Origin of the sequence: Priestia sp. LL-8 (assembly GCF_036227845.1) — a bacterium.
GTDB classification, from domain to species: domain Bacteria; phylum Bacillota; class Bacilli; order Bacillales; family Bacillaceae_H; genus Priestia; species Priestia zanthoxyli.
On the sequence record NZ_JAZAQH010000001.1, the window covers coordinates 2,912,406 to 2,937,582 of the forward strand.

Consider the following 25,177-nt stretch of genomic DNA (forward strand, 5'->3'; position numbering starts at 1 on the left):
TTACACACATGACACCTACGTTTGTCCCAACAAAAAAACGAACCACTAATCAAAAGTCTTGATCAATGGTTCGTTTTACATTTCGTCTAAAATATTTTTGTCCCAGCTTCATTTTTTTACAGCGATTGATCAATAAAAGTTAATACGCGCTTTACATATTCTTTTTTGTATACATGGTAATTTTGAACATGTTCTGCTTTATCAGTTTTCCAGAAGTGAAAAGCATCCGAGTGCGTTTTAGCCATTTTTTCACTTTCAGTGTAAGGAATTTTTGTATCTCCTGTGCTGTGTATAAATAAAATTGGTCGAGGGTAAATATGCTCGACTGCTTTAATAGGACTAGCTTCAGCAGGATTTACATCTGCAATAACAGGAAGAATAGCAATGGTTAGCGGCGTAAACGGAAAGTTTGGTAAATGAGACCATACAGATAGATTTTCTTTTAAATAAGAGGTTAAATCACTAAAAGGACTATCGGCTACCACTGCTTTTACGTCGTCATCTTGAGAAGCTGCTAATAAAGAAGTGGCTGCTCCCATTGAAATGCCGTAGAGCACAATTGGCTCTTTTGTTGTTTCTTTCATTTTCTGAATAACGCCTAATAAATCGAGCTGTTCTTTTACACCAATCGTCGTTTGATTTCCTTCTGAGTCTCCTGAATCTCTAAAGTCAAACATGACTACTCGATATCCCGCTTTTACAAACTCTTTACTCAGCGGCAGAAAGCCAGCTCCTTGTGCTTCACGGTTATTTCCGTATCCATGTGACATAATAATGGTCGCTTTTGGCTGTTCCGTTGGTTTAATCATCCATCCTTTTAAATGGGTTATTCCGTCTTTGCTCAAAAATACTTGATTGCTATAGTGCATGCCGTAATCACCAGGATTTTTCACAGCAGGATTTTTATCTAGTTTTGTCAGGCTTATGCCTACATAAAGAGAAATTGCCGCACAAAGTACAAAACAAAGAATAACAAAGGATATTAGGCTGATCCATATTGTTTTTTTCTTTTTGCCTGTATTTGTCTGTCGATTTAGAACTGGAGTCAAGCTCGTTCCTCCTTTTTATCTAAGATCATCTTTCCTATTCTTATTGCTGCTTCCCTTTCTCCATTTTAAAGCTAGCCCATCTATTTTATGAATAAAATTCGTTTTATTTTCCACATATTTTTCTGGTTCAAAACGATAGCGCTGCGCTAGTTCTATTTTCAACGTTTCGTATTCTTTTGCTGCATCAGGGTGAGTACGCAGATAATCTCGAAACCATAGATGCCGATTAATTTCTGGGTGGCCTTTTTCATAAATATGAACATGATGCGTTCTTTCATTTCCGCCTTTTTGGAAGTATCGTCTTCCTTTTATGCCGTTTTCACCTTTCGCTTCGTAACCGAGCTGTTCCATCCTCTGATTATATGTATCTACTTTTTTTATATCTTTCACTTCAATAAGTAAATCAATAATCGGTTTTGCGCTTAAGCCGGGAACAGCAGTGCTTCCGATATGATGAACCTCTAAAACTTGAGCTGACATTGTAGTTGTTAAGGTGGCAGCTTCTTTTGTAAATTCCTTTTCCCATGCAATATTATAGGGTGTCAGCTGAATTTCTCTTATACATTTCATCTTCAATCCCTCCTCTTGCAACGAAAAAACTGCTTATTATAGAATAGCCTATAATAAGCAGTTTTTCATCATTTAACATGTTATTAAGTTTTATCTAGTAAACGCCTGCTTCGCTAAATTAACAATCGTCATATCATCCATAGGAGGGTTATGAAGCCCGGCACGCACATCTCTATAATAACGCTGCAGCGGATTACTCCGCTGTAAGCTTCGCGCCCCGACAATGCGCATTGCTTTGTCGACGACCGTACAGGCACTATTAGTCACCACGTGTTTGACAGCTGCTAACTCTCCCGCTAATGCTGCTCGGTCGCTGGTCTCATCCCATTTACTTGCCACGCTGTACATAAAGTGACGCGCTTGCATAAGTTCAAGTTCCATTTCCCCTACTAAACGCTGCACATTTGGCAACTCGCTAATCGTTCCTTCAATACTATTAGGCGAATATTCTGTAGCAAATGTGACAGCATAATCTCTTGCTGCAATGGCTGTACCCATGTAGCAAGCTGGTATATGAAGCAGCCAGCCGCTTGGCTCATTCTTTTTAAAACCACCGAGGCGTTCAACAAGAAAGTCGTGTTTAATATCGACGTTTTCTAGCACAAGATCGTGACTTCCTGTCCCGCGCATTGCAATCATATCCCATGTTTCTTCTATTGAAAGTCCGCTTGTTTCACGAGGAATTAAAAACAAGCCGACCTCTTCTTCACCTTCAATGCTTGCTTTTACCAAAAAGTAATTTAACACTGGAGACATCGTGGTGAATGTTTTTCGGCCATTGATTCGCCAGCCTTCTTTTGTTTTTACGGCTGTCGTTTCCGGTTTTCCTCCTCGAGTAGGACTTCCTGTCTTCGGTTCAGTAGCGGCGGTGTTAATAAGTGCACCTTTTTCTATTTCTTTAAAAATAAAATCGAGCATTTGCTGATTCCAAGGCTGTTTTTCACGCAAGTCCATTGTAATCCCCATATGCCATCCAATACTAAGAGCTGTAGAAGCGTCTCCTTGAGCAATTAATTCTTGAAATAATAAAAAATCATAAAGGCGCAATTCATCTCCGCCATATTTGCTTTCGAGAGAAAGACGTGTATAGCCCGCTTCTTTTAACTCTTGAATATTTTCAAACGGAAACGTACCTTCTTCATCTATTTTAAAAGCTCGTTTCTTAAATTTTTCGACTAGAGGCAGCAATTTTTCATACGTAGACTTTTGATTTTTATTTACAAATGAAACACTCATTTGCTTCATCTCCTTTTTATATGACAGAGTGTCCCTATCGGATTAATATATAGTTCTTATCATAGCATACCTCACCTTTTCTGTGCATGTTTGGTGTGTTTATCTTTCTTGTTGAATCTATTCTTTTTCCAATTTAATGGTCTGTTTTACCTACACACTCCATACATTTAATGGAATAAAAAGAAAGGAATGGTGTGAATGAATCAATGTCCAAAATGCGGAGCCAGTGCAAGCACAGACCAATTATTTTGCAATAACTGCGGCTTTTCTTTCACCGTGTCGCCAGCTGCAGCTAAGTATAAAAAGAGCTGGTATATTGGCGGGGGTATTGCGCTTATACTTCTTTTAACTTTTGTATTTTATTTCTTTTTCTCTGGCTCAGAAGAAAAGACGGCTGACCGCTTTATTGAGGCATTAGAATCGAAAGATACAGCTGTGTTAAGAGAGTTATTAGACTCTTCGCAGTCTACTATAGTTATTAATGACACATCTATTCAAGCTCTCTTAGATGCAACTTCCGATGGTTCTATTTTACGAGACGTTGAAAATGATTTAAAAAATAAATCGAGTATCTACTTTACAATAAAAGAACAGAAACATTCACTACTCTTCAAAAAACAATACGTGGTTGTGCCGTCATCATATTATATCTCCCTCACCACGCCAGAGGATGCAACGGTTACAGTCAATGATACAAAACAATCGATATCCAAGAATCAAACGCAAAAAATAGGGCCTTTTATGATTGGGAATTACCCGCTTACGGCTTCTTATGAAAGCTCTTACGGAAAACTTACAGACCAAACCACTGTAAATTTTCACCGGCAAAAAGAAGAAAATATATCTGTGGTATTTAAAGGGGCTTACGTTACAATCTCATCAAATAGAGATGACGCTATTTTATTCGTAAATGGAAAAAGCACGGGGCTGCAGGTGAATAGCTCATCACAAATAGGGCCTGTTGCCACGGATGGAAGCGTCACTGTTCATGCAGAAGTGCAAAAAGACGGCACAACGTTCAAAAGCAGTCCCTACACTATTCAAAGTGAAGAAAGTATTATGTTAAATATACAAACGCCACCCGTTGAAAAGGAAAAAACCGTCATAAAAGAACGAGAAGTGATCGTGCCTGGGCCGCGCTCTTATGCTACTTCAAGCCCTTATATTCTTCCTGGTTCGGATTCTTACAAATTAAGCTATAGTGATATTAGCAGTTTGAGCTCGAGTGAACTAAGACTAGCTCGAAATGAAATCTATGCGCGGCATGGGTATGTATTTAAATCGAAAGATCTTCAAGCCTATTTTTATGAAAAGTCATGGTATACGCCTGATTCATCATTTAGAGATTCCTACCTATCAAGCGTTGAAAAATATAACGTTGATTTTATTAAATCATATGAGTAAGGTGGACTCTCCTTTTGCACAGGGGAGTTTTTTGATTGAAGCGAGTGCTTACTCCTACGTTTTTTTACATACCATGATCCCTATACACGTTACTAAATCTCTTATAGCCTTCTTCATTCTTTTCACTGTAAAATATAAAGTAGATGTACATAAACTTACTACACGCATAAGGAGAGATGGAGAATGAATGGAATTGGACGACTTCCACAAAAGCTTAATGGACATTTGATTTTAGAAAATATTCAAGAAACCATGATCATTGCGGATAAAGACTATCGTGTGCAGTGGATGAATGCAAGAGCAATTGAAACACTCCAACCAGTACTCCCAATCTACCAGTTATCTCGTATCGAAGAGTTAATTGGAAAGCATATGGACTTCTTTCATTCCAATTCTGAAGAAGCGGAAAAATTACTCACCTCTCTTCATACAACCTACAGAACGCGTATAACAATTGGAACTCAATATGTAGCAGAAGCTGTGATTCACCCCATTGATACAAAAGACGGCGAGCGTTATGGCTACTTACTTATGCTATTAGACTTTACAGATCAAGCCGAAGCAGAGCTTGAAAAAGAACGGTTAATTGAGGATTTGTCCACTCCTTTATTAAAGATATGGGACGAGGTTTTAGCTGTGCCCATTACCGGTAAGATGGATATAGAACGTGGAAAGAAGCTAACTGAAACGGTATTGGAGGCAGTTGTAAAAGAACAGGCGCGCTATTTGCTTATTGATTTATCTTCCCTTCATTCGTTAGATGAAGAACACGGTTATTATATTAACACGCTCCACGATGCTTTGCGTTTGATTGGTACCACTTGCCTTATTGTTGGTCTTTCTTCAAAAATGGCTCTCTCGCTTGTAGATTCTCAGTTTAATTGGCGGACATTTTCCACTGTCCAACAAAGCATCTCTTACATTTTAGAAAAAAAGAATTATCGTATTGCACCCATTTCATAAGCCCATCATATCATTAAGTAATCCTCTCTCAATCGCTTTTTCCTTCAATCGGAAAAGGCGATTTTAGTTATGAGGAATTGTGAACGTTTAGGCACTTATCATCATAGGATACATTAATCAACCATAGAAAAGGGTGAGAGCATATGCCAAGTGTTATTAACATTTATAATTTAAAGATCAACAGTATCTCAAGCAACGGTTCTGTCAACATTGGCGAAGCACTCCACAACAGTCACACGGCCCATTCAAAATCCACTGGTACGAACTCTTCTTATGGCGATGTCTCACCTGCTTCCTCGAAAATGCGAAACATTTATATCGATCCTGATACAAATGACCAAACAGATATTGCAAACGTTGATCATGTCAATGGTTATCAGCAGTGATATAGGGCAATGCTTGTCAACAACATGACGACAAACGGTGAATACATTCTCTCTAAACGCAATAGGCCGTTGGAGTAGAATGAATAAAAACAGTAAGGAGTCTCTTTATGCCTCTTCAAATTAACGTTTTTAATATCGTAACAAACGGTGTCACGCAAAACGCAAATATTGATTTTGGTTCCACCATTCAAAACAGTCACACGGCGAACTCAAAATTTAACGGAGCGAATTTTTCTCTAGGTAACTTCTCTCCTACTTGCTCTCAAATGAATACAGGCGTGTTAGATCCTGATGTAAGCGATCAAGATCAAATTGCAAACCCTTCAGCTCCAATTGGAAATCAAATTTAGCTTTAACAATTTTGTCGTTTTACTTGGCACATTACAAGGAGGTGTGTAAATATGTTTCCATTTGGAAAGTCTCCTTTTAAAGGAATGATGGAAAATATCCCAAAAGGAATGGCATCTAAAGACATGAATAAATATATTCAGCAAATGATTTCTTCTACAATGTCCCATTCTTTTCCGGATTTTATGCAAGGAAATGAATTCTTTAAGCAAGCCCAAGACATGATGAAAGAACAGCAGGATGTGGGAAATGAAGGTCATGGACAACAGTTAAGAAGATTTGATTCAAACGTCATCAATACATTAGATGAATGCATTGTGCAGTTAAAAATTCCTAACCGCGATATTGTATCAAGCATTAAAGTCTATCATACTCCATATCTGTGTACGATTGAAGGAATAGATGGAGAAGAATCCTTCAAAGAAGAAATTCAGCTTCCTTGTTCGGTTCGTAAAAAAGGTACACGCGCCGTATATCGTTCCGGAGTGTTGGAAATCCGGATGCCTAAACATGTTAATATTCCTATGTCTCAAATAGACGTCCACGATTTAGATTAAAGTGGACGTTTTTTTCTGTTTTCATGCATACATATAAAATAGAAAGCTGCAAAAGGCCTTGTTTTATTTCTTTTAAAGAAGGTGACAAATATGAATCACGGAAAGTTTAAAAAGTGGGCAGAAACGTTACAAGAAGAAAACCATACAAAATTTTGGGAAAAGATTTTTGATGATGATCATGAAGAAAAGAATGATACGGAAGCAGATGCTTCTCCTCAAATTGTAAATGAGTATCGAGATTATCCTTTAATTGATGTATACGAATGGGCAAATCAGCTGTTAGTTGTGATTGAAATACCCGGTGCTAAACGAACAGACGTCGAATTGACCATGCACGAAAATACTTTACACATATCCGGTTCATCTCTTTTAACCGTGAAGGATGCAAATGTTCTTCACAAAGAAAGACGTGAAGGAACGTTTCAGCGATCAATTATCCTTCCGCCTGCTGTAGGTGAAGCGCCGTGTCACGCATCATTTAAAGATGGTCTTTTGCATGTGAAATTTGATTTGTAATTTATTGTGCAGAACTATACGTAGCATGAAAGGCAGGGAATTTCATGTTTTCTAAGTGGTTTAAACAATCGCCTAAAATTGAAACAGTCCGTAAAATAAATCCGTCTTCCCTTCCAACTCACAAAAAAGTAAGTGCCATAGATCAACGTTCTAATCAAAAGCGGAAAGAATTACCCGAAAAGATGAAAGCTAAAAAACAGTCTAATCTAAAAAAACCCCCTCAACAGTCAAAGCAGTTGCCTAGCCAAATGGAGCCTAAGACCTCTGCAGAAGCTGAATTCACAAAACCTGCTCTTTCGTCAGATTCAACGCTGAACCTGCAGGGAATTATTGATCAAGTGACGCGTTTAACCGACGCGATCCCTAAAATAGAAGAGCTACATCAGCAATTAAATGAATCAGCTCACCTTATTCAATCACTGTCTCAACTGCACGAGCAAACAGCTCATTTACTATCGGCTATGCAGTCAGCTCCTAATTTCGAAGCTATTCAAAATCAGCTCTCTGCGTTAAAGGAAGAATCGTCCGATACAGCCTTATATGAGATGATGAAAACTCTTGACAAAAAGATTGATGAAGTAGCTCAGCCAAAGCAGTCCATTGTTGTTGAAAAAATCATGGTCGAAAAAGTATTATTAGACAAAATTGATCTTAGTAATAATTTCGGCCAGCTAGGCATTAAAGATTTGACCGGTCACTTAAACATCGGTACCACTTACAGCGCTGACTCTGATCAAGTAGATGAAGAAGTCAAAGACTTGTTTTCTGTTAAGCTAAAAGAAAAAAAGATTGATGAACATACAACTGAGACAACGATGAGTTCAGGAGGTGAAACAGAAAAACCTGATGATCACTCCGAAGAATAAAAAATGACCGCTACTGCTTATTTAAAGCAATTGTCGGTCATTTTTGTTTCCATAAATAGTTGTAATTCTTTCTGGAGGCGTTCCATTAAGAACTCTGAAATTTCTTCTTGATTTTCTTCTTTATGATGAGATGATGCTATAACAATACGTCCTGTTTTTCCTAAGAAAGCCCGGTACTCAATTACCTTCATCGCAGCATGAAGTAAGTTCGCGTCCGAAAGCGGTGCATTTGTTAGTAGAACAATATTTACTTCGTTTTCTTTTTGTCCATATGTCAGCACAGCCAGCCATGAGTAACCTTTATCGTCTTTTAAGCGAACTTCATGACTAGATAAAGACGAAGATTTCCACGCCGCGTTAGCACTGCTTTGCTGTTGAACAATTTCTTGACACCAGTCTAGACCCGTTTCGTTTGAACCAAGCGAAAGAGTTCTCAGAGGACGCACAAATGATAAAGACAACAGGCCGGGTTCCTTTTGTAACTGGTACAATTCATGGAAGTCCGTTTCGGGATATTGATGCGGCGGCACAAAAGCAACTTGCCGCTTGTTCACAGCAGGATGGTGAAATACATGCAAATCAACGCCATATACTCTTTTTAACGTAGCTGCATCATGAAAAATGGCATCCATCCCCGTTTCTTCTACTCTTCCATCTTTCAATAATACGGCATTATCTGCAAACAGCGAGGCAATGTTGAGATCATGCAAAATAGCCAGAACCGTTAAGCTCATTTCCTGCTGTAAAGTTTTTAACAGCTGAAGCAGTTCCATCGTATGTTTCACATCTAAGTGATTTGTTGGTTCATCAAGAAGTAAGTAGTCAGGTTCTTGCGCCAGTGCTTTAGCAAGTAAAACCCGCTGTTTTTCTCCACCGCTCAGCGATTGAAAGGTATGGTTTCTATAGTGCCAGACGTTTGTTAATTTCATCACGCTTTCCACCACTTCTTCATCCTGTGCCGATACGGTGCTAAACAAACCTTTTGCCTGATAAGGATAACGTCCAAGTGAAACAATTTCTTGAACCGTAAATTCTAATCCAATTTGATTTTCTTGCGTCATAACTGCGACTTTTTGCGCCAGTTGTTTTGGTGAATAAGCTTTCACTGACTTTCCTTCTACCTTCACTTCTCCTGATTGAATGCTTAATACATTCATAATTAAGCGAATAAGCGTTGTTTTCCCGCTCCCATTTGGTCCTAGTAAAGCGACAAAAGAACCTTTGTCTACGGTGAACGTGATGTCACGAACGGTCGGCTGCTGTTTATCGTATCCTCCTGTCACATTATATAGTTCAATCATGATATTCCTCTCTTCCGCATACGTTCTTTTACAAGGAGCAGGGTAAAAATCGGCGAACCAATTAAGGCGGTTACGACTCCAATCGGCAGTTCACGAGGTTCTAATATCGTTCGTGCCAATAAATCGGCTAAAACCAAATAACTTCCTCCGATTAAAATAGAAAGCGGTAGTACATGCTTATGGTTAGCTCCCGCTACGAGACGCACTACGTGGGGGATAACTAAGCCAACAAATCCAATTGCCCCAGATACTGATACCGCAGCCCCTGTTAATACGGATGCTCCTATTAAAATCATTCTTTTTTTCTTCTTTACGTCTATTCCCATAAACTGAGCGGATTGATCGCCAAATGCTAAACCGTTCAGCTCTTTTACATGTAACAGCAGCATAATCGTACCGGCTAAAAAGAACGGCCCTAAAATTTGAATATGCGACCATCCTCTCATTGATACGCTTCCCATTAGCCAATATAAAACTTGCCTTACATCTTCTTCAGGAGACAGAGCCACAATTAATGAAATAAGCGCGCTCATAAAGGATGATAAAATAATCCCCGCTAAGATGATGGTTTCATTGGCCAAATTGCCGCTTGCGAGCTTTGTAATACCAAAAACTAAAAGAAGAGTAATAAATCCAGATACAATACCGACTACAGGCAGCGTGAAGATAGATAAACCAAAAATACTCCAATGAAAATAAATTGCCATGACAGAGCCAAGGGTCGCACCTGAGGAAACTCCGATCGTGTAAGGATCGGCAAGAGAGTTTCTTAATAGCCCTTGAAAGGCAGCCCCTGCTATCGAAAGCGACGCTCCTACTAAAAATGCCACCAGTACTCTTGGAAATCGAATTTGCCATATGATTAAATCCATGTTCTCTGGACCATGGTATAAGGATAGTCCGGTAAGGTGACCAATAATAATTTTAATTGTATCTCCTACGGTTAACGAAACTGTACCAATAAATACGCCCATAATCACCGAAACACATACAATAAATAAACTAACTATGTATAAGATAGATGCTTTGTTTAAAAAAATACGTTTAAAAATCAATACTTTCAGCTCCTCTAGGAAACGAGGCATGATGTTTTACATTACATTAACCATTCATTTTCCTGTCCATAAACCATGTTTCCACCCTATATAGAGTGGGAAACAATTATCTTTTATTTGTTGCGAGTGCTAGACTGTTGAACTAGGCAACGTAGCACAGCGTACTAAAGTTCTCGGTAAAAAAACAAGCGAAAGCCTCTACAAGCTATACTTTTTGTGCTTGCTCCGGGCTTTTATAGTTGTCTATTAAATGATACAGCTTTTCCATATCTACAGCTTCTCTCACATATGCTGCTGCTTTTGAAAAAGACTCCTCTTTTTGCAGACGGCTGTTGAATGTATCCGTAATAGGTGGCAATTTTTTATGTTTGCGAATTTGATTAAGCAAAGCTCTGCGCAAAGCATCGTTATGAAACACATCATGAACATACGTGCCAATGATGTTTTCTTTAACCGTTCCTTCTTTTTGATCATCTACCACCGCAAAGGCTTCCGTCATGCTTTTAGAAACCGTCTTTCCCATATGAATTTCATAGCCTTCAATCGAAACCTTCTCACTCTCTAACTGAACATATCCAGAAACTCTTTCTGTTTTTTTGCTGGTTGTCATAACGGTTTCCACTGGAAGCAAACCCAGCCCTTTAATAGATTCAATCCGGGACTCTACTGCATCGGGGTCCGTAATCGTCTCGCCTAACATTTGATATCCCCCGCAGATGCCAATAACGTGAGCGTTCGTTGCGTTCAAGACTTGATTAATGGCTAGAGCCAGCCCGCTTTCTTGTAAAAACTGCGCATCTTCAATCGTATTTTTGCTTCCTGGTAAAACAATTAAATCAGGCGTACCTAGTTGTGATGGCTTGGTTACAAGCCTCACATGACAGTCTTCTTCTAAGCTTAAAGGATCGATGTCTGTAAAATTTGAGATGCGTGGGTACGAAATAACCGCAATATCAATTTCTTTTAACGGATTCACAAGGGTTGAGTAATTTCTGAGGGATAATGAATCTTCTGCGTCAATTTCCACGTCGTGCATATAAGGAATAACGCCTAGGACCGGAACGCCCGTGTATTCTTCAAACCACTTTAGCCCCGGTTTTAACAGTTCTAAATCTCCTCGGAATTTATTGATTAACACCCCGACAACTCTGGGCTTGTGCTCAGCTGGAAGCAATTGAAGAGTTCCTACTAGGCTCGCAAAAACTCCACCTTTATCAATATCTCCTACTAACACAACAGGCGCTTGGGCTATCTTTGCTACGCGCATATTTACCAGTTCCCGATCGTTCAAATTGACTTCAGCAGGACTTCCAGCACCTTCAATCACAATTCGATCATAATGACTGGCAAGCTCTTTATAAGACTCAGTGATAACGTTCAAACCTTCATTAAAAAATTCTTGCCGATACTGAAAAGCAAACATATTACGAAGCGGCTTTCCATGAACGACAATTTGAGATTCATGATCACGAGTTGGTTTAATTAAAATAGGGTTCATATTAGTTGTTGCTTCTACTCCAGCAGCTTCTGCTTGAATTCCCTGCGCTCTGCCAATTTCTTTTCCATCCATTGTAATGTATGAATTGAGCGCCATGTTTTGCGATTTAAACGGTGCAGTTTGATAGCCGTCTTCTTTAAAAATACGGCAAAATGCTGTAGCAATCATGCTTTTTCCAGCGTCTGAGTGCGTTCCTTGAATCATAAGAGGTTTTCCTTTTTTCACTTTATCCACTCCCTACCACATAAAAAAACCTTAACTGTAAAAGTCAAGGTTTGGTCATGCGCTCATTAACACATTGTCTTGACTTATTTCTCCCACCGAAAAATAAGGGGTTTTTAAAAGCAGGTCTCCTGGCTTATGCTTCATTTTACTTCTGCACCCTTCCTAGTTTGACTAGTGGGTCTTTGCAGGTTCATCCACATTTACAGTAGCGGGGGCTGCACCGGATTCTCACCGATTTCCCTATTATCCTCCTTAGAGGCACTTTTAAAATCATTTATTCTTTATTGTAACGAATTTTATAACCATTCACAATAACGATTTTCTTCTATTATTATATATTACTGTGTTTATACTTATTTGGGTCTCGTATGCTATAATAACAATTATTTTCCAAACATCTTATGAAATAGCTAGGAAGGTGCTCACAGTTGAAGAAAAAAATGATTTATACCTTTATTGGTTCGCTTGTTCTTTATATAGTAATTATATCTTTTTGTATGTATCAAACTGCCCACAAGTCTGTTCCACAAAACGCAGATTATGTCCTCGTTTTAGGTTCTAAAGTAGATGGTGATCAAATGTCTCCTAGTTTAAAAGAGCGAGCAAAAACAGCTTTATCTTATTTAAAGACTCATAAACAAACAAAAGTTATCGTAACGGGTGGAAAAGGATCTGATGAAGAAATTTCTGAAGCAGAGGCAGCCTACCGTTTTCTACGAAAAGCAGGAATTAAAAAGAATCGCATTATAAAAGAAGATCAGTCAACTTCTACTTTTGAGAATTTTATTTTCACCAAAAAGAAAGTTGATATTCAAGATAAACGAGTCGTGCTTGTTAGCAGTGATTTTCATCTGTTTCGCGCTTCTATTATTGCCAAGCGCCAAGGTTTTGATGTTTATCCTTTAGGCGCAAAGACACCAAATTCAATTAAACTTCAAGCCTACTTTCGTGAGTATGCTGCTATATTAAAAACATGGCTGTTTGATAAATAAATAGAGTACACGCCTATACAAACGAAAAACACGGCATGAATTCATGCCGTGTTTTTTATTAATCATCTGTATCGATAACTGCTTTTGGTAAACCTGTGTATTTCGCCCAGTAGAAAATACCGAGTGAAACAAGAGCAATTAAAATTAAGTCAAGTGGGTTGCTTAGCACACCTTGTCCTCCGCCAAATGAACCTAGATAAGAGATAACAAGCATAATAATATAATAAGCAACTAGCCACCAAGCAGATTTAAGCTGCTGTGCAAATTTCACAACGTCAGTTGGTACGTATTTCTTAAACGCTACGTAGATAACAACCATTAGAAGCTGTGATCCTAGCAGCCAAGAAATTGTTGTCCATCCTGACCAGTATACGATGTATGAACAGAAGATAAATGAAACAGGAGCAATAATGCTCATGCCTTTTAATTTGAAAGGTTTTTTAAGATCTTTTGCATTTACTCTGAATGCTGCAGCTGAAATTGGTGCGATAGCATAAGACAGAATAAGTGCTACTGAACATACGTTTACTAGCGCTTCCCAAGAAGGAAATGGCAGTGTCCAGAATACGGACATTCCAAATGATAGCCATAGTGACGCACGTGGAATTCCTGTTTTCTTATCTACTTTTGAGAAACGTTTAAATAGTGTTCCATTACGAGACCAAGCATAAACTAGACGAGAAGTTGTATTCATAAAGATGTTTCCGTTACCGCCTGGTGATAAAATAGCATCAAAAATAACAAGCGTTACTAACCAGCCAAGGCCTAAAATAAGTGCAATATCTTTAAATGGTAAAGAGAATTGCTCTTGAATTGTTCCCCATCCTCCTGATAGCATATCAGCCGGGATGTTACCGATGAACAATACTTGCAGTGCTGTGTAAATAATCGCTGAAAGTACAATACAGATAATTAGCGCGATTGGAATATTACGCTGCGGATTTTTAACTTCACTGGCTACCGAAACAATAGGGTGAAGTCCTAAGTAAGCAAACATAACGCCACCTGTTGAAATGGCTGCTTGAATACCATTAAAACCAAACGGAGCAAAATCGCCAGTTGTAAAGTTAGCTGATTTGAAGTGATAAGCTAACACGACGATAATTGTAAGAGGAACCGCATATTTAAACACAGATATAATGACATTTGACTTAGCAAATGCTTTTACACTTACGTAGTTAATAATGAAAAATAGTGTTAATAACGCGAACTGAAATAGCCATCCAATCGTTGTAGGCGATTCAGAACCATGTTTAGTTAGACCAGGAATCCATACAGCAACATACTGACGTACAGCTGTTACCTCAATGGCAATTAAACTTGTATAAGCAATAATGGTAATGAATGAAATTAAGTAACCTACTAAATGACCATGTGAATAAACCGGATAACGGATAATTCCACCGGTACGCGGCAGCGCTGCTCCAAGTTCAGCATACACTAAGCCGATAAGTAAAATAATGACTCCGCCAATCAGCCACGAAAAACTTCCGGCTGGACCAGCCTTTGACGCCACGTTACTAACCGCAAATAACCAGGCGGAACCAAAAATAGCTCCCATCCCAATTAACGTTAGGTCAAGTAACGATATTGATTTTTTAAATTTTCCTTGATTTCCTTGATCAGACATAAAATCCTCCTTTAAAATTCCCACTCCACATATCTACGCCCTTGCGTCCGATATGGGATTCTTTACATCATCCTCCTCTTACTAAGACCTCACAAGTGGATATGTTAACAAATATTCTCTAAAAAACCAAGTTAAAAACTTTATTTTTTTACAAAACATCATTGAATTGCTTATGTATAGCGCATAAATTCCACCGAAGATTTGAGGACTACCCCTCCTATTTAACCGCATTTTTCTTAGATTAAACATAAAAGAATATTCAAACTATTTATTTTAAAAAAGGGCTGAGGCATAACGAAATCAACCGCTAGAAGCAGCTACATACGCAAAACCTACGCTTGCCATACCAATAAAAAAAACCGAACGATGAATCGTTCGGACCTTGCTTCAAATAAAATAATTTTGTCCGTGCTTTTTTTGCTTATTTAAATACTTTTACACGTTCAGTTAGCGGTTGAAATTCTTTTTCTCCCGCAGGTGACACAGGATTACCAAATGGCATTTGAGCAATTAATTTCCATGAGCTTGGAATATTCCAAGTTGCTTTTACTTCATCGTCAATCAATGGATTGTAATGTTGTAAAGTTGCTCCTAGGCCTTCTAGCTCAAGTGCTGTCCAGATCACATGCTGCAGCATGCCTGATGATTGGTTAGACCAAACCGGGAAGTTTTCGCTATAAGATGCGAACTGCTTTTGCAATCCTTCAATTACTTCTTGATCTTCAAAGAAAAGAACTGTTCCATAGCCGCTTCCGAATAAGTTCATTTTTTGATCCGTATCTGAAAAATTTTCAGCTGGAACAATTTTACGAAGCGTTTCTCTCGTAATATCCCATACTTTATCATGCTGTTCACCAAATAAAACAACTACACGTGCGCTTTGAGAATTAAATGATGAAGGAGTATGTTTTACCGAAAAATTAATAATTTCTTCAATTTTTTCTTCTGATATTTTTACATTTTTATCAATTGCATAAATAGAACGTCGGTTTTTAATTGCTTCATAAAAATCTTTTCCAACCTGTTGTTGATCACTTGATTTATCAAATAATTTATCTAAAAAACCCATTTTCAACACTCCTAATTGTTTGTTTTTTTAAGCTTAAATTGCATGTTTATACCCTTCCCCCTGATAAAAGGAGATAAACAAGATATAATGAATTCTTATATCTCTAATTCGAGATATTAAACTAAAAAAATATTAATTGAAATTTAATTACTTTATGTAACTTACTTTACAATGATTATTATTATCTGTCAACAGAAAAATTATTATTTCTTCTGTTGATTATCAAAAGAGGTTGAGACATAACGAAATGAATCCAATCTAAAATGAACAAATGGGATATATGAGCTGAACCGCTTTTTCCGCCGGAGTCTTCGTCGTGCCCTTCAATCAACTGCTAGAAGGAACGAAACAGGTGAAACCTACGTTTACCGTAACAAAAAAATGAACCACTAATCAAAAATTTGATCAATGGTTCATTTTTTCACTTCGTCTAAAATACTTTTGTCTTAGCCTTTTTTTTATAGATGCTTAATGTTCATAAATCATCTTTCGCGTCATTCCCCCGTCTACTACGAGGTTAGCTCCTGTGACAAAATCATTTTCAACGTTTGTTAAGTACATACACGCTCTTGAGATATCGGCTGGCGTCCCCACCCGATTAGACGGATGCTGCGTATGATCGATTTCACGAAGGCCATCGTAATCAGATGTCTCAATCCATCCTGGAGAAATAGCATTTACTGTGATGTTGTCATCACCAAGTGAAATGGCAAGTGCATGAGTTAAAGCAACGATTCCTCCTTTTGTAGCCGCATAGGCTTCTGTATGAGGTTCAGACATTGTAGCTCTCGTAGAAGCTAAGTTTACAATGGAGCCTCCGCTTTCGTTTTTTCTCATCACCTTAGCTGCTTCGCGAGAGCATAGAAACACGCTGCGCAAGTTCGTATTGATAATGTCATCCCATTCATCAATGGTTAGCTCATACGGTGATTTCCAGCGGGAAACGCCTGCATTATTAATCAAAATATGTATCGTTCCATACGTACTGACCGTTTTCTCAACGAGATTTAAAATGTCGTCTTCTTTTCGGACGTCTGTTTTCACAAAAATGGCTTCTCCGCCTTGTCTTTGAATAGCTTCTGCGTGACGCTCTCCTTCGGTTTCGTCCACATCTGCCAATACCACTTTTGCTCCTTGTTTCGCGTATGCGCGGGATACATCTTTACCTATTCCGTTCGCAGCTCCAGTAACAATAACAACTAAATCTTTAAACGACATATCATCTCCTCCTTATACGCTTTATTCACTTTTTTCTTCGTCTTTAAACAAGTGATCCGTGACGAAAAGAGCAAACGTTTCAGCCGTTAACTTGCATCCAGAAGCTTTTGGGTGACCTCCTCCTCCAAGGTGCCCAACAATTTCTGCTAAGTTGATTTCGTCTTTTACTGCACGGAACCCAATCTTTTGCCGTCCCATGTCCACCATAACGGAAAAGTCGATATCTTCGTTTTCTAGACACAGTGCATTTCCTAACTCAGACTGATATGTATCTGCAAATACAATCCCTGCGTTGTACGCTGTTTTATCAATTTCAACACTTTCTTTTATGATTTGTTTTTGTTTGTCATAAATATATTTTTCAATCTTTTTTTCTTCTGCTTCTAGTAAAATTTCGTGTTTGTCCGTAAACGTAAATTCTTGATTTTCAGAATGATAAGATTCACGAAGCGTTTCTAGAATGGTTTCTTTAAATTCCTCATGCGGGATTAGATAATATAGGTGATTAAGGCGCTTTGCTTTCAAGTTATTTTCATGGAACCAGTCCCACGTATCAAATAAACGCACAAGTTCTACGTACTCATCAAGCAACACCGTTTTTTGGAGCATGTTGTGGCGCACTAAGTAGTCATAGAAAAGAGATGTAGCTGCGGTCTTTTTACCGTTTTCATCTTCTGCAATAACATGAACCCAATCGTATTTCTCAGCTAGTGGAAGAGCAGAGATATGATGGTCAATAAGAGTGATTTGCTGGCCTTTTTTTACCAGTTCATTTAATTTTTCCGCTACTTCCTCATTTACGCTAATATCCGTTATGTATAAAGCTGTGTCTCCATCGTTTTCTTCTTCAATAAAATGCGTCACTGTATCATTGATGCGGCCAATGCTTACCGTGCTGTAATCAAAGTTGTCGTCGCCAAACGCTAACCGACCCAATAGTGCTGGACTTACCCCGTCTAAATCGTTATGTGAAATTAATTTTATTTTTGTCATTAATCAAAACTCCTTTATTTTCAGTCGCCTTAGTATATGTACCGGCTTGTATATTATAGCAATTTCAGCATAAAAATGCTGTCATTTACTTTGAAGAGAAGGAATATATTCGCAATAAACAAAAGCGAAGTAAACGTTTAGACTTAGACTTGCCTGTATCAAAAGAGAGTGAGACATAACTACATCGATTCAATCAACAGCTAGAAGCAACTACACACATGAAACCTACGCTCACCCATACCAATGAAAAAATCCGAACGAATGTGATTCTTCATCAAGAATCTCGATTCATCGTTCGGATTTTCTTTTAAATAACCTACTTTTGTTCTAGCCTCTTTCCACTTACTCTAAATTGCTATGCTGCTTAAACGCTTGTTCATGATCGGTGTGATTCAAATTCCCGTATTCTAAGCAAATGGTATCAAATACAACGTGAGCACATTGATCAAATAACGAGCCAAGTGGCTGAATGGAAGCTGCTTCATTTTCGCTTCGATATTTAGTTGCAGCGGGAATGTGCAGCAGCTCATCGGTATGAGCAGTTAACGGTGATTCTGTACTAGCTGAAATGCCGATAACTGAACATCCTACTTCTTTAGCTTTTTTCGCTACACTCACCACTTGCTGTGTTTTTCCTGAACCAGATACGGCCACCAACACGTCACCTGCTGCAATCGAAGGAGTAATGGTTTCCCCTACAACATATACTGTCGCACCTAAATGCATCAGTCTCATCGCAAATGATTTGCCCATTAGCCCAGAGCGGCCTTCGCCTATAACAAAAATTCGTTTCGCTTGGTAAAGTGAAAACGCTACTTCTTCTATTTGCGGTTCTTTTATGTGATTTATTACGGCCGTAATTTCGTCTAAAATTGTTTGTGTTTTTGTCATTATACGTTCCCCCTGCTCATAAATAAGTCTTGAAATTCAGCAGATGCCTTTGCCACATCCGCATTTTTTGTAATCGCTGATCCAATAATCGCGACGTCCGCTTTCATTTGAAGTAATGATGCTGCTGAGGTTGGATTAATTCCTCCTGCTACTGCTATTTGGGCATCTGAATGAAAATACTGCCGCAAATTTATTTGACTCAGCGATTTCCCTTCTTTTTCTTGCTCGTCTTTGCTGATATGATGGCAAAAAATAGCGTTTCTATAAGTACCTACTTGTTTTTGAGAGCTGCTTGACGTGTTTAATAAATCCACCATCATTTTTTTATTCCATTTTTCGCTGACATTTGCGCAAGTCTCTATCGTAGGTAAAGGTGATACGCCCATGACTGTTGCTATATCTGCTCCTGCTTGATAGCACATGGTAAATTCATACTCTGCGTTATCAATCGTTTTGATATCTGCTACAATCGTCTTGTGCGGAAATGCCTGTTTGATTTTATAAATACTTTCAACTCCATACTCTTTTATAAGAGATGTACCTACTTCAATCCAATCAACAGAGGGTTCTGCCAGCTTGGCAAGGATAATAGCTTCTTCAATTGTGACGCGATCTAATGCTAATTGTATCTTCATATTTTTTCTCCTCACTTTCTACTAAACCGGTTTAGTAACAACGTAAAAAAAACCAATATTTTGATGAGCTAAAAAGAGCACGCCATAGGCGCTCTTTTTAGCTTAATGCGACAAAGTTGTTTCTCGAATAATTAATTCACACTCATACTGGTACTCTTCATAAGCTATCTTTTCTTTCAAAATTTGTTTAATAAGTAAATCTGCTGCTTTTGTTCCCATATCAAAAGCGGGCTGCGAAATCGTCGTAACGGCAGGCGTTGCTACATCTGCGTAAGGAATATTATCGTAAACAATTAAAGATAAATCATTTGGGATATTAAAGCCTTTTTGTTTAATAAACTTCTGTACTTCAATGAACACTAAATCGTTTCCAGCTAGCAGCGCTGTCGGCGGACTGTCGGCTGAAAATAGCTTCTCAAGCGCTTTTTGCATGTCCGCTTTTTTACAGTTAATAACCATCGATTCATTTACAGGCATATTGGCTGATGTTAACGCTTCTTTGTATCCTTCTACACGTTCGATCCGAGGTGTAATAGTTAATGGTTCTGTAATGATTGCTATATGCTTATGTCCAAGCTTGAGAAGATGCAAAATAGCCTGTTTTGTGGCTTCTTGGTTGTTTGCCACTACGGACGGAATTTTTCCTTTTACATCCTGAATTTTACGGTCCATAATAACAACGGGATATTCTTCTTTAATCATCTGTTCATAAAGAGAAGTATTCGCACCCGTTGGAAATAAAATAAGACCATCTACTTGCTTTGCTTTTAACATATTAATATATTTCTTTTCTTTATCAGGGTCATCATCTGCGTTACAGATGATGGCATGTATATCTTGTGAATGGCAGTAATCCTCAATTGCACGAATGACTTCCGTAGAGAATCTGTGCATAATATTCGCCACAATAATACCAATCATCGACGTTCGCTTTTGTTTTAAGCTTCGTGCTAGATAGTTGGGCTGATAGCCCAGTGTATCAATCGCTTCTTTAATTTTCTTTCGCGTTTCTTCGCCCATATATTCGTATCGCTTGTTAATGTATTGTGATACGGTGCTTTTGGAGACATTTGCTGCTTTTGCAACGTCCAGCATAGTAACTTTTTGCATCATGATCCGTCCTTTTCATTCAATCCCTAAAATTATGCTACTCCTAGTGTAAACGAAAAAAACGAAAAAGGAAAAGCCTTCTTGCTAGTAGAAGGCTTTATTTATTAAGCGTACGCAAGCCTAGCTTCTTGAATTTCATGAGTAAAACGTTTCGCTTCCCTTGTTACTTGAAGTAAGTATTCAGGAGTTGGAAGCTGCTTGCCATCTACTAGTGTGCTTCCTGCTCCAATAGCAGCCGCTCCAGCTTTAATATAAGCGCCCGCATTTTCAGCCGTAACGCCGCCTGTTGGCATTAATGGAATGTGAGGAAGCGGTCCTGCTATATTTTTAAAATAGGCGGGACCTACTACGCTTGCCGGGAAGACTTTAATCATATCTGCGCCGCATTCATATGCTGTTAAAATTTCAGTAGGTGTAAAAGCGCCCGGGACGCTAATGACCCCGTACCTTTTAGCTGTTTTAATTGTTCGTTCATTCACCGTAGGAGAAAAAATAAATGACGCTCCTGCCATAATAGCAATTCGTGCTGTTTCTTCGTCTAGAACAGTTCCTGCTCCAATAAACATCGAGTCGTCAAATTCATTTTTTAACTCTTTAATAACCTCTACGGCAGCAGGGTTTTCCATTGTGATTTCTAGGTTTGTTACTCCGCCTTCTTTTAACGCGTAGGCAAGCGGAATAATTCGCTCAGCACTTGCTCCTCGAATGACCGCTACAATACCGCTACTTGTAATTTTCTCAATATGCATCTCAATTCTCCTTTTCTATCGTTACATTAAGCCGTTGTTTCAACTGGCTTCACACTCTGAACTTCTCTTGGCTTTTTCGTTGCGACAATGGTTAAAACTGCCGCAAGGAATAATGATCCAGCCATAAAGATATAGGAAGCGCCAAATCCTCCTGTTGATCCATTTAAAAATCCTACAATATAAGAACCGGCAAATGAACCAAGTGCGCCCATGCTATTAATTAAAGCCATCGCTCCTCCGGCAACATTACGCGGTAAAATTTCAGGTATAATCGCAAAGAACGGTCCGTACGGAGCATACATCGTTCCTCCGGCAATAACGAGTAAAGTAAAAGAAAGCCAGAAGTTGCTTGTGCCAACTAAATAAGATCCGTAAAAGGCAAGAGCTCCTACTAATAAGAACGGCCATACAAATGCGCTTCGTTTTAAAAACTTATCTGACAGATATGAAACCGTTAACATTAATACGACTGCTAATACGTAAGGAACGGATGCTAACCAACCGGTCTTTACTATACTCATGTTAGGCGCTGCTTTAATAATAGACGGCAGCCACATAACAAATCCGTAGACGCCAATACTCCATAGAGCATATTGAATGCTTAATAAAATAACGGTACGATTTTTGAAAGCTTCTTTATAGCCTTTAACAGGTTTGATTCCTTCTTGTTCTTTTTGCAGCGCATCGTGTAAATCTGCTTTTTCTTTTTTTGACAGCCAGCCTGCATCTTTTGGCTCATCGTTTACTAGTTTCCACCATAAAAACGCCCAAATAACAGCTGGAAAACCTTCTAAAATAAACATCCATCTCCAGCCAAACGATTCTAGCAAATACCCAGAAACAATCGACATCCAAAGAACGGTTGCCGGGTTTCCTAAAATTAAAAACGTGTTGGCTCTAGAACGTTCTGCTTTTGTAAACCAGTGGCTTAAAAACACGAGCATAGCAGGCATAACGGCACTTTCGACTACTCCTAAAGCAAATCGAATAACAAACAAAAATCCAACGTGGCTTACCATACCCGTAGCTGTAGCAAGTGCTCCCCATAAAATCAGAGACCAAAAAATCAGCTTTTTGGCACTTTTATTTTCAGCGTAGTGAGCGCCTGGAATTTGGAAAAAGAAATAACCTAAGAAAAAGAGCGATCCTAATAAAGACGAAATACCTGGCGTAATATGAAGATCTTCTGCCAGCCCTGCCGCTGCTCCAAACCCATAGTTTGCACGGTCTAAATAAGCAAGGCTATACGTAATAAATACGATAGGAATTAACCGAAGCCATCTTTTTTTTGCTAGCTGCTGTTTCATTATCACTTCACTCCTTGTTTTTGGGATTCCATATATCTTTGCAACTGCTGTTCAGTTGGATATCCGTCGTTATCTCCAGGGCTTTGTACAGCTAATGACCCAATGGCATTTGCTCTCCTTACAGATTGAGTAAGAGAATCATTTTGAAGAAGGCCGCTTAACAGTCCTACTGCAAAACCGTCTCCTGCTCCGACTGTATCCACTATTTGTTTCACTTTTATTCCTTCAACCATTCCTTGCTCTTTAGCCGTCTTAAAAAAGGCTCCTTGTTCACCTAGTTTAATAACGACAAGCTCTACTCCTGCATCTAAATAGTAAGAAGCAATGTCTTCTGGATTTTCGTAGCCGGTTAAGATTTTTCCTTCTTCAATGCCCGGCAAAACGTAGTTTGCTTGTTTAGCAGCTTCATTGATTGTAATAACCATTTCTTCTTTTGATGTCCAAAGAGTGGGTCGCAGATTCGGATCAAAGGAAACCGTTCTTCCAGCTGCTTTCATCGATGTAAGCGCATGTAGAGCAAAATCTCGCATACTTGCTGACACAGCAAGCGGTATTCCTGTCATATGCATATGTTTTGCTGCTAAAAAATAGTTTCGGTTAAAATCGCATGGGTGCAAGTGACTGGCTGCTGAATTTTTTCGGAAATAACAAACTTCCGGATCTCCCACTTCCACTTTTGATTTAATTTGAAAGCCTGTTGCATGTTCGCTATCTACTAGTACACAATCGGTGTTGACTGACTCCTCTTGTAGCCGTTTCATAATAAACGTACCGAAAGGATCGTTGCCGACTTTGCTCACCCAGCCTGCGCGCAGACCGAGACGAGCGAGACCAATTGCTACATTTGTTTCTGCTCCGGCCAGCTCCTTCGTATAATGCTTAATCTCATGCAGCGGTCCTGGCTGTTCTGCCATGAACATCGCCATTGCTTCTCCGAAGGTAATAACGTCTAATGAATTCATTGAACTTCCTCCTGTTCTGCTGCTTGCACCAATGAAATGAAGCCGGGGATTTGTTCCGGTTCATCGATTGGAAACTCTAAAGCTTTAAAAACCGAATGAGAAAACCCTTTCAAAATATCTTTCCACATTTCATTTGAATCGATTGATATAGCGGTTGTCACTAGCTTTCCACTGCTTTTTATTACGTGTTTAATATGAATATAGCCCACAAATGACCTTAGCTTTTTGATGGCTTCTTCGGGTCGTTCTTGTACATAAAGCCAATTACCAATATCAAACGTCATGGAAACAGGAACTTCGTAAGCGTTATCAAAAAATGCGTGCAGAGATGCTATATTGCCTCCGTAACTGGTTTGATCGTTTTCTACAAATAGACGTAAAGCTGGAAATGCCTCTAATAATTGCTGTAAATCTGCCATAGACGATTGGGGATGATAAAAACCAAGAGAAACTTTTACCCACTGAGCGCCAAGTGATACGGCTTCTTCAAGAATAGTTTTTAATTCTTGTTTGTTTAACTCTCCATTTTCTTTCCACAGTTCAATTGGAGCCGAATATACTGTAAAAAGCGGGTATTTTTTTAATTCTTCAGTAATAAGCTCAATTTCTTGATCTACTTTTTTCATTAACTCTCTTCGAATTTCCACTCCATGTACTTGCTGCTCATGTATTTTCCTAATCATGGTGTGCTGAAAGCCTGTTGTTTCAAATGCATTTAACGGGATAATGATACGATTCATAAATCGACCTACCTTTCTTATTATACTAACTAACCACTTACTAAACCGGTTTAGTAAATCGATTTATCTAAATTATAAGACTATTGAAAGCGCTTTTCAAGCTTTTTTTATAAATTATAAAAAAAAGAAACAACACAGCTTTATGCCGTGTTGTTTCTTAGTGATCATCTGTGCTTTTTACTAGATTGCGATCTTGCTGGTAAATATCATAGATTAAGAAACTAAAACCATAGTACAAGACCATGATGACAACTGACTTTGTCATGATAAATAAAGCGCCTAGCCCGATACCAACTAACAGCGTCTGGACACTTAAGCGGTCACGCTGGAAAGCTAGCTGTGACAGGAAATAACCAATACCAATTAAGACGGCCAACAGCCATGTGTTTTCAATGGCTAATATATAGTGACTATATAAATAAAAGCTAGGAAAATAGACGGTGCTTTCTACGAAGCTGGAAATACCGCTGTATGCAAGCCACCACTTTTGCTCTCTTTCCGTTTTAGGAACGGTTGCCTCAATTGACGTGGGCATTTCCTGTTCCACGAAAACCGTTTCTCCATGATCTTTCATCCATTGAATCATAATGGAAAGAATGATAAAGCCTGCAAAGATTAAAAGCAGCAAATATTCAATCCATGCTGGATACGGAGCCGTCCGGTGAATCGTATCTAGATACACTCCCTGCAACCCTAACATAGAAAATGGAACCGCATGGTATACCATCACCGCAATATAAAATAGTAAAATTAGCACATAAAAAAAGAACTGTTCTTTGTAGTAGCGAATCTTTTTGCCTTCTGAAGCAATTCGCTTAACAGTCACGCTCTCCAAGTACGGACGAATAATGCTTATGATAATAATAAGACACGTAAATACAATCATATAGTTATGTAATCACCTTTT

General features: G+C 38.7%; 26 protein-coding genes and 1 riboswitch. Of the genes, 8 read left to right on the forward strand and 18 right to left on the reverse strand.

What is annotated here, in order from left to right:
• Positions 1-116: 116 nt before the first annotated feature.
• The 3 genes from U9R83_RS14755 to U9R83_RS14765 form a co-directional block, all read right to left on the reverse strand.
• Positions 117-1,049, reverse strand: coding sequence for an alpha/beta hydrolase (locus tag U9R83_RS14755; RefSeq protein WP_243549466.1), 933 nt, complete (start codon positions 1,047-1,049; stop codon positions 117-119).
• Between the two features lie 15 nt (positions 1,050-1,064).
• On the reverse strand, positions 1,065-1,619 hold the full coding sequence (locus U9R83_RS14760) for a GrpB family protein (RefSeq protein ID WP_243549468.1): 555 nt from the start codon (positions 1,617-1,619) through the stop codon (positions 1,065-1,067).
• A 90-nt stretch (positions 1,620-1,709) separates the two neighbouring features.
• Entirely contained in the window at positions 1,710-2,855 is a 1,146-nt protein-coding gene (locus tag U9R83_RS14765) for an acyl-CoA dehydrogenase family protein (protein ID WP_208733325.1), read from the reverse strand.
• 198 nt (positions 2,856-3,053) lie between these two features.
• On the opposite strand from U9R83_RS14765, the gene U9R83_RS14770 reads away from it, so the two are divergent.
• The 7 genes from U9R83_RS14770 (at position 3,054) to U9R83_RS14800 (ending at position 7,895) form a co-directional block, all read left to right on the forward strand.
• A complete protein-coding gene (locus tag U9R83_RS14770; RefSeq protein WP_014459516.1) occupies positions 3,054-4,259 on the forward strand; it encodes a TcaA 3rd/4th domain-containing protein in 1,206 nt (401 codons plus the stop codon).
• A gap of 183 nt (positions 4,260-4,442) precedes the next feature.
• The gene (locus tag U9R83_RS14775; RefSeq protein ID WP_116739091.1) at positions 4,443-5,222 is read left to right on the forward strand and encodes an STAS domain-containing protein; all 780 of its coding nucleotides are present in this window, start codon (positions 4,443-4,445) and stop codon (positions 5,220-5,222) included.
• Between the two features lie 143 nt (positions 5,223-5,365).
• The gene (locus U9R83_RS14780; protein WP_013057625.1) at positions 5,366-5,608 is read left to right on the forward strand and encodes a spore germination protein; all 243 of its coding nucleotides are present in this window, start codon (positions 5,366-5,368) and stop codon (positions 5,606-5,608) included.
• Between the two features lie 107 nt (positions 5,609-5,715).
• Positions 5,716-5,958: a spore germination protein gene (locus U9R83_RS14785; RefSeq protein WP_013057626.1), complete on the forward strand. Its 243-nt coding sequence runs from the start codon at positions 5,716-5,718 to the stop codon at positions 5,956-5,958.
• Positions 5,959-6,009: 51 nt separating this feature from the next.
• A complete protein-coding gene (locus U9R83_RS14790; RefSeq protein WP_014459514.1) occupies positions 6,010-6,513 on the forward strand; it encodes an Hsp20/alpha crystallin family protein in 504 nt (167 codons plus the stop codon).
• Positions 6,514-6,603: 90 nt separating this feature from the next.
• Positions 6,604-7,029, forward strand: a complete 426-nt coding sequence (locus U9R83_RS14795) for an Hsp20/alpha crystallin family protein (RefSeq protein WP_025751247.1) — start codon at positions 6,604-6,606, stop codon at positions 7,027-7,029.
• A gap of 44 nt (positions 7,030-7,073) precedes the next feature.
• Positions 7,074-7,895 (forward strand): hypothetical protein, encoded by an 822-nt coding sequence (locus U9R83_RS14800; RefSeq protein ID WP_243549470.1) that lies wholly within the window; start codon positions 7,074-7,076, stop codon positions 7,893-7,895.
• Between the two features lie 17 nt (positions 7,896-7,912).
• Here the strand turns inward: U9R83_RS14800 and U9R83_RS14805 are convergent, their stop codons facing one another.
• The 3 genes from U9R83_RS14805 to U9R83_RS14815 all read right to left on the reverse strand — a co-directional run bounded on the left by U9R83_RS14805 (position 7,913) and on the right by U9R83_RS14815 (position 11,983).
• Positions 7,913-9,196 carry an ABC transporter ATP-binding protein gene (locus U9R83_RS14805; RefSeq protein ID WP_140451429.1) on the reverse strand — a complete coding sequence of 428 codons (1,284 nt, stop codon included), beginning with the start codon at positions 9,194-9,196 and terminating at the stop codon, positions 7,913-7,915.
• The gene (locus U9R83_RS14810; RefSeq protein WP_115654245.1) at positions 9,193-10,251 is read right to left on the reverse strand and encodes a FecCD family ABC transporter permease; all 1,059 of its coding nucleotides are present in this window, start codon (positions 10,249-10,251) and stop codon (positions 9,193-9,195) included. The genes U9R83_RS14805 and U9R83_RS14810 overlap by 4 nt, the downstream gene beginning before the upstream one ends.
• Positions 10,252-10,456: 205 nt before the next feature.
• A complete protein-coding gene (locus U9R83_RS14815; RefSeq protein WP_014459509.1) occupies positions 10,457-11,983 on the reverse strand; it encodes a cobyric acid synthase in 1,527 nt (508 codons plus the stop codon).
• 92 nt (positions 11,984-12,075) lie between these two features.
• Positions 12,076-12,255, reverse strand: a riboswitch (cobalamin riboswitch).
• A 147-nt stretch (positions 12,256-12,402) separates the two neighbouring features.
• Here U9R83_RS14815 and U9R83_RS14820 point away from each other — a divergent pair.
• Complete coding sequence (locus U9R83_RS14820; protein ID WP_140451427.1) at positions 12,403-12,966, forward strand: YdcF family protein; 564 nt, start codon at positions 12,403-12,405, stop codon at positions 12,964-12,966.
• A 58-nt stretch (positions 12,967-13,024) separates the two neighbouring features.
• Here the strand turns inward: U9R83_RS14820 and U9R83_RS14825 are convergent, their stop codons facing one another.
• The 12 genes from U9R83_RS14825 to U9R83_RS14880 form a co-directional block, all read right to left on the reverse strand.
• Entirely contained in the window at positions 13,025-14,596 is a 1,572-nt protein-coding gene (locus U9R83_RS14825) for an APC family permease (RefSeq protein ID WP_014459507.1), read from the reverse strand.
• A 421-nt stretch (positions 14,597-15,017) separates the two neighbouring features.
• Positions 15,018-15,665: a nitroreductase family protein gene (locus tag U9R83_RS14830; RefSeq protein WP_099000308.1), complete on the reverse strand. Its 648-nt coding sequence runs from the start codon at positions 15,663-15,665 to the stop codon at positions 15,018-15,020.
• Positions 15,666-16,133: 468 nt separating this feature from the next.
• The gene (locus U9R83_RS14835) at positions 16,134-16,883 is read right to left on the reverse strand and encodes a glucose 1-dehydrogenase (protein ID WP_014459505.1); all 750 of its coding nucleotides are present in this window, start codon (positions 16,881-16,883) and stop codon (positions 16,134-16,136) included.
• Positions 16,884-16,904: 21 nt separating this feature from the next.
• Entirely contained in the window at positions 16,905-17,876 is a 972-nt protein-coding gene (locus U9R83_RS14840) for a DHH family phosphoesterase (RefSeq protein WP_014459504.1), read from the reverse strand.
• Positions 17,877-18,218: 342 nt separating this feature from the next.
• Positions 18,219-18,767 carry a 6-phospho-3-hexuloisomerase gene (hxlB, locus tag U9R83_RS14845; RefSeq protein ID WP_042992062.1) on the reverse strand — a complete coding sequence of 183 codons (549 nt, stop codon included), beginning with the start codon at positions 18,765-18,767 and terminating at the stop codon, positions 18,219-18,221.
• Positions 18,767-19,402, reverse strand: coding sequence for a 3-hexulose-6-phosphate synthase (hxlA, locus tag U9R83_RS14850; RefSeq protein ID WP_042992061.1), 636 nt, complete (start codon positions 19,400-19,402; stop codon positions 18,767-18,769). The genes hxlB and hxlA overlap by 1 nt, the downstream gene beginning before the upstream one ends.
• Positions 19,403-19,504: 102 nt before the next feature.
• Entirely contained in the window at positions 19,505-20,515 is a 1,011-nt protein-coding gene (locus U9R83_RS14855; protein WP_042992060.1) for a LacI family DNA-binding transcriptional regulator, read from the reverse strand.
• 101 nt (positions 20,516-20,616) lie between these two features.
• Entirely contained in the window at positions 20,617-21,261 is a 645-nt protein-coding gene (locus tag U9R83_RS14860) for a bifunctional 4-hydroxy-2-oxoglutarate aldolase/2-dehydro-3-deoxy-phosphogluconate aldolase (RefSeq protein ID WP_014459503.1), read from the reverse strand.
• A 26-nt stretch (positions 21,262-21,287) separates the two neighbouring features.
• Complete coding sequence (locus U9R83_RS14865) at positions 21,288-22,568, reverse strand: MFS transporter (RefSeq protein ID WP_013083743.1); 1,281 nt, start codon at positions 22,566-22,568, stop codon at positions 21,288-21,290.
• Between the two features lie 2 nt (positions 22,569-22,570).
• Entirely contained in the window at positions 22,571-23,530 is a 960-nt protein-coding gene (locus tag U9R83_RS14870) for a sugar kinase (protein ID WP_042992058.1), read from the reverse strand.
• Positions 23,527-24,270: a sugar phosphate isomerase/epimerase family protein gene (locus U9R83_RS14875; RefSeq protein ID WP_140451425.1), complete on the reverse strand. Its 744-nt coding sequence runs from the start codon at positions 24,268-24,270 to the stop codon at positions 23,527-23,529. The genes U9R83_RS14870 and U9R83_RS14875 overlap by 4 nt, the downstream gene beginning before the upstream one ends.
• A gap of 157 nt (positions 24,271-24,427) precedes the next feature.
• Positions 24,428-25,156 (reverse strand): hypothetical protein, encoded by a 729-nt coding sequence (locus U9R83_RS14880; RefSeq protein ID WP_014459501.1) that lies wholly within the window; start codon positions 25,154-25,156, stop codon positions 24,428-24,430.
• Positions 25,157-25,177 lie beyond the last annotated feature (21 nt).